Raw genomic sequence first — 5,225 nt, forward strand, 5'->3', positions numbered from 1 at the left:
CAGTTTTGAATGATTCTTAACAGTCTTGGTCCATTGAAAACTAGATAAGTAAGTACGAATTTACCAAGCAAAACCGAGTGAATAGAGTTTTAAATAAGCTTGAATTCATAAATAATCGCTAGTGTTCGAAAGAACACTCACAAGATTAATAACTAGTTTTAGCTATTTATTTTGAATAACAATTCAAAATATGGTGGAAACATAGATTAAGTTATTAAGGGCGCACGGTGGATGCCTTGGCACTAGAAGCCGATGAAGGACGTTACTAACGACGATATGCTTTGGGTAGCTGTAAGTAAGCGTTGATCCAGAGATTTCCGAATGGGGGAACCCAGCATGAGTTATGTCATGTTATCGACATGTGAATTTATAGCATGTCAGAAGGCAGACCCGGAGAACTGAAACATCTTAGTACCCGGAGGAAGAGAAAGAAAAATCGATTCCCTGAGTAGCGGCGAGCGAAACGGGAAGAGCCCAAACCAACAAGCTTGCTTGTTGGGGTTGTAGGACACTCTATACGGAGTTACAAAAGAACATGTTAGACGAATCATCTGGAAAGATGAATCAAAGAAGGTAATAATCCTGTAGTCGAAAACATATTCTCTCTTGAGTGGATCCTGAGTACGACGGAGCACGTGAAATTCCGTCGGAATCTGGGAGGACCATCTCCTAAGGCTAAATACTCTCTAGTGACCGATAGTGAACCAGTACCGTGAGGGAAAGGTGAAAAGTACCCCGGAAGGGGAGTGAAAGAGAACTTGAAACCGTGTGCTTACAAGTAGTCAGAGCCCGTTAATGGGTGATGGCGTGCCTTTTGTAGAATGAACCGGCGAGTTACGATCTGATGCAAGGTTAAGCAGCAAATGTGGAGCCGCAGCGAAAGCGAGTCTGAATAGGGCGTTGAGTATTTGGTCGTAGACCCGAAACCAGGTGATCTACCCTTGGTCAGGTTGAAGTTCAGGTAACACTGAATGGAGGACCGAACCGACTTACGTTGAAAAGTGAGCGGATGAACTGAGGGTAGCGGAGAAATTCCAATCGAACTTGGAGATAGCTGGTTCTCTCCGAAATAGCTTTAGGGCTAGCCTCAAGTGATGATTATTGGAGGTAGAGCACTGTTTGGACGAGGGGCCCCTCTCGGGTTACCGAATTCAGACAAACTCCGAATGCCAATTAATTTAACTTGGGAGTCAGAACATGGGTGATAAGGTCCGTGTTCGAAAGGGAAACAGCCCAGACCACCAGCTAAGGTCCCAAAATATATGTTAAGTGGAAAAGGATGTGGCGTTGCCCAGACAACTAGGATGTTGGCTTAGAAGCAGCCATCATTTAAAGAGTGCGTAATAGCTCACTAGTCGAGTGACACTGCGCCGAAAATGTACCGGGGCTAAACATATTACCGAAGCTGTGGATTGTCCTTTGGACAATGGTAGGAGAGCGTTCTAAGGGCGTCGAAGCATGATCGCAAGGACATGTGGAGCGCTTAGAAGTGAGAATGCCGGTGTGAGTAGCGAAAGACGGGTGAGAATCCCGTCCACCGATTGACTAAGGTTTCCAGAGGAAGGCTCGTCCGCTCTGGGTTAGTCGGGTCCTAAGCTGAGGCCGACAGGCGTAGGCGATGGATAACAGGTTGATATTCCTGTACCACCTAGTATCGTTTTAATCGATGGGGGGACGCAGTAGGATAGGCGAAGCGTGCTGTTGGAGTGCACGTCCAAGCAGTAAGGCTGAGTGTTAGGCAAATCCGGCACTCATAAGGCTGAGCTGTGATGGGGAGAGGAAATTGTTTCCTCGAGTCGTTGATTTCACACTGCCGAGAAAAGCCTCTAGATAGATAACAGGTGCCCGTACCGCAAACCGACACAGGTAGTCAAGATGAGAATTCTAAGGTGAGCGAGCGAACTCTCGTTAAGGAACTCGGCAAAATGACCCCGTAACTTCGGGAGAAGGGGTGCTCTTTAGGGTTCACGCCCAGAAGAGCCGCAGTGAATAGGCCCAAGCGACTGTTTATCAAAAACACAGGTCTCTGCTAAACCGTAAGGTGATGTATAGGGGCTGACGCCTGCCCGGTGCTGGAAGGTTAAGAGGAGTGGTTAGCTTCTGCGAAGCTACGAATCGAAGCCCCAGTAAACGGCGGCCGTAACTATAACGGTCCTAAGGTAGCGAAATTCCTTGTCGGGTAAGTTCCGACCCGCACGAAAGGCGTAACGATTTGGGCACTGTCTCAACGAGAGACTCGGTGAAATCATAGTACCTGTGAAGATGCAGGTTACCCGCGACAGGACGGAAAGACCCCGTGGAGCTTTACTGTAGCCTGATATTGAAATTCGGCACAGCTTGTACAGGATAGGTAGGAGCCTTTGAAACGTGAGCGCTAGCTTACGTGGAGGCGTTGGTGGGATACTACCCTAGCTGTGTTGGCTTTCTAACCCGCACCACTTATCGTGGTGGGAGACAGTGTCAGGCGGGCAGTTTGACTGGGGCGGTCGCCTCCTAAAAGGTAACGGAGGCGCTCAAAGGTTCCCTCAGAATGGTTGGAAATCATTCATAGAGTGTAAAGGCATAAGGGAGCTTGACTGCGAGACCTACAAGTCGAGCAGGGTCGAAAGACGGACTTAGTGATCCGGTGGTTCCGCATGGAAGGGCCATCGCTCAACGGATAAAAGCTACCCCGGGGATAACAGGCTTATCTCCCCCAAGAGTTCACATCGACGGGGAGGTTTGGCACCTCGATGTCGGCTCATCGCATCCTGGGGCTGTAGTCGGTCCCAAGGGTTGGGCTGTTCGCCCATTAAAGCGGTACGCGAGCTGGGTTCAGAACGTCGTGAGACAGTTCGGTCCCTATCCGTCGTGGGCGTAGGAAATTTGAGAGGAGCTGTCCTTAGTACGAGAGGACCGGGATGGACATACCTCTGGTGTACCAGTTGTCGTGCCAACGGCATAGCTGGGTAGCTATGTATGGACGGGATAAGTGCTGAAAGCATCTAAGCATGAAGCCCCCCTCAAGATGAGATTTCCCAACTTCGGTTATAAGATCCCTCGAAGATGACGAGGTTAATAGGTTCGAGGTGGAAGCGTGGTGACACGTGGAGCTGACGAATACTAATCGATCGAAGACTTAATCAATTTTTAAAAAACGTTTTGCGACGCAAAATCTTACTTACTATCTAGTTTTGAATGTATAATCATTCATTTGTCTGGTGACAATGGCAAGGAGGTCACACCTGTTCCCATGCCGAACACAGAAGTTAAGCTCCTTAGCGCCGATGGTAGTCGGACTGACGTTCCGCTAGAGTAGGACGTTGCCAGGCAATCTACTTTTGACCTGTTGGTCATTTTTTTGTGGATTAATAGAATATATTAATAAATTAACTTGAATTTTTTGTTGACTTAACTATGCTTAAGATGTATAATTAATTCTTGTTGATTAGAAATGAACATTGAAAACTGAATGACAATATGTCAACGTTAATTCCAATAAACAGTAACGAAACGTTACAAACTATTTAGTATTTATGAGCTAATCAAACATCATAATTTTTATGGAGAGTTTGATCCTGGCTCAGGATGAACGCTGGCGGCGTGCCTAATACATGCAAGTCGAGCGAACAGACGAGGAGCTTGCTCCTCTGACGTTAGCGGCGGACGGGTGAGTAACACGTGGATAACCTACCTATAAGACTGGGATAACTTCGGGAAACCGGAGCTAATACCGGATAATATATTGAACCGCATGGTTCAATAGTGAAAGACGGTTTTGCTGTCACTTATAGATGGATCCGCGCCGCATTAGCTAGTTGGTAAGGTAACGGCTTACCAAGGCAACGATGCGTAGCCGACCTGAGAGGGTGATCGGCCACACTGGAACTGAGACACGGTCCAGACTCCTACGGGAGGCAGCAGTAGGGAATCTTCCGCAATGGGCGAAAGCCTGACGGAGCAACGCCGCGTGAGTGATGAAGGTCTTCGGATCGTAAAACTCTGTTATTAGGGAAGAACAAATGTGTAAGTAACTATGCACGTCTTGACGGTACCTAATCAGAAAGCCACGGCTAACTACGTGCCAGCAGCCGCGGTAATACGTAGGTGGCAAGCGTTATCCGGAATTATTGGGCGTAAAGCGCGCGTAGGCGGTTTTTTAAGTCTGATGTGAAAGCCCACGGCTCAACCGTGGAGGGTCATTGGAAACTGGAAAACTTGAGTGCAGAAGAGGAAAGTGGAATTCCATGTGTAGCGGTGAAATGCGCAGAGATATGGAGGAACACCAGTGGCGAAGGCGACTTTCTGGTCTGTAACTGACGCTGATGTGCGAAAGCGTGGGGATCAAACAGGATTAGATACCCTGGTAGTCCACGCCGTAAACGATGAGTGCTAAGTGTTAGGGGGTTTCCGCCCCTTAGTGCTGCAGCTAACGCATTAAGCACTCCGCCTGGGGAGTACGACCGCAAGGTTGAAACTCAAAGGAATTGACGGGGACCCGCACAAGCGGTGGAGCATGTGGTTTAATTCGAAGCAACGCGAAGAACCTTACCAAATCTTGACATCCTCTGACCCCTCTAGAGATAGAGTTTTCCCCTTCGGGGGACAGAGTGACAGGTGGTGCATGGTTGTCGTCAGCTCGTGTCGTGAGATGTTGGGTTAAGTCCCGCAACGAGCGCAACCCTTAAGCTTAGTTGCCATCATTAAGTTGGGCACTCTAAGTTGACTGCCGGTGACAAACCGGAGGAAGGTGGGGATGACGTCAAATCATCATGCCCCTTATGATTTGGGCTACACACGTGCTACAATGGACAATACAAAGGGCAGCGAAACCGCGAGGTCAAGCAAATCCCATAAAGTTGTTCTCAGTTCGGATTGTAGTCTGCAACTCGACTATATGAAGCTGGAATCGCTAGTAATCGTAGATCAGCATGCTACGGTGAATACGTTCCCGGGTCTTGTACACACCGCCCGTCACACCACGAGAGTTTGTAACACCCGAAGCCGGTGGAGTAACCATTTGGAGCTAGCCGTCGAAGGTGGGACAAATGATTGGGGTGAAGTCGTAACAAGGTAGCCGTATCGGAAGGTGCGGCTGGATCACCTCCTTTCTAAGGATATATTCGGAACATCTTCTACGAAGATGAGGGAATAACGTGACATATTGTATTCAGTTTTGAATGTTTATTAACATTCTTTGTACATTGAAAACTAGATAAGTAAGTAAGATTTTACCAAGCAAAACC

3 rRNA genes are annotated in these 5,225 nt (G+C 48.0%); all 3 read left to right on the forward strand.

The window, feature by feature from the left end:
* Positions 1-204: 204 nt before the first annotated feature.
* The 3 genes from AB7M35_RS23225 (at position 205) to AB7M35_RS23235 (ending at position 5,090) form a co-directional block, all read left to right on the forward strand.
* Positions 205-3,126 (forward strand): 23S ribosomal RNA (locus AB7M35_RS23225).
* Positions 3,127-3,196: 70 nt separating this feature from the next.
* Positions 3,197-3,311: ribosomal RNA gene (rrf, locus tag AB7M35_RS23230) — 5S ribosomal RNA — on the forward strand.
* Between the two features lie 228 nt (positions 3,312-3,539).
* A 16S ribosomal RNA gene (locus AB7M35_RS23235) occupies positions 3,540-5,090 on the forward strand.
* Positions 5,091-5,225 lie beyond the last annotated feature (135 nt).

Source organism: Amorphus suaedae (assembly GCF_053629675.1).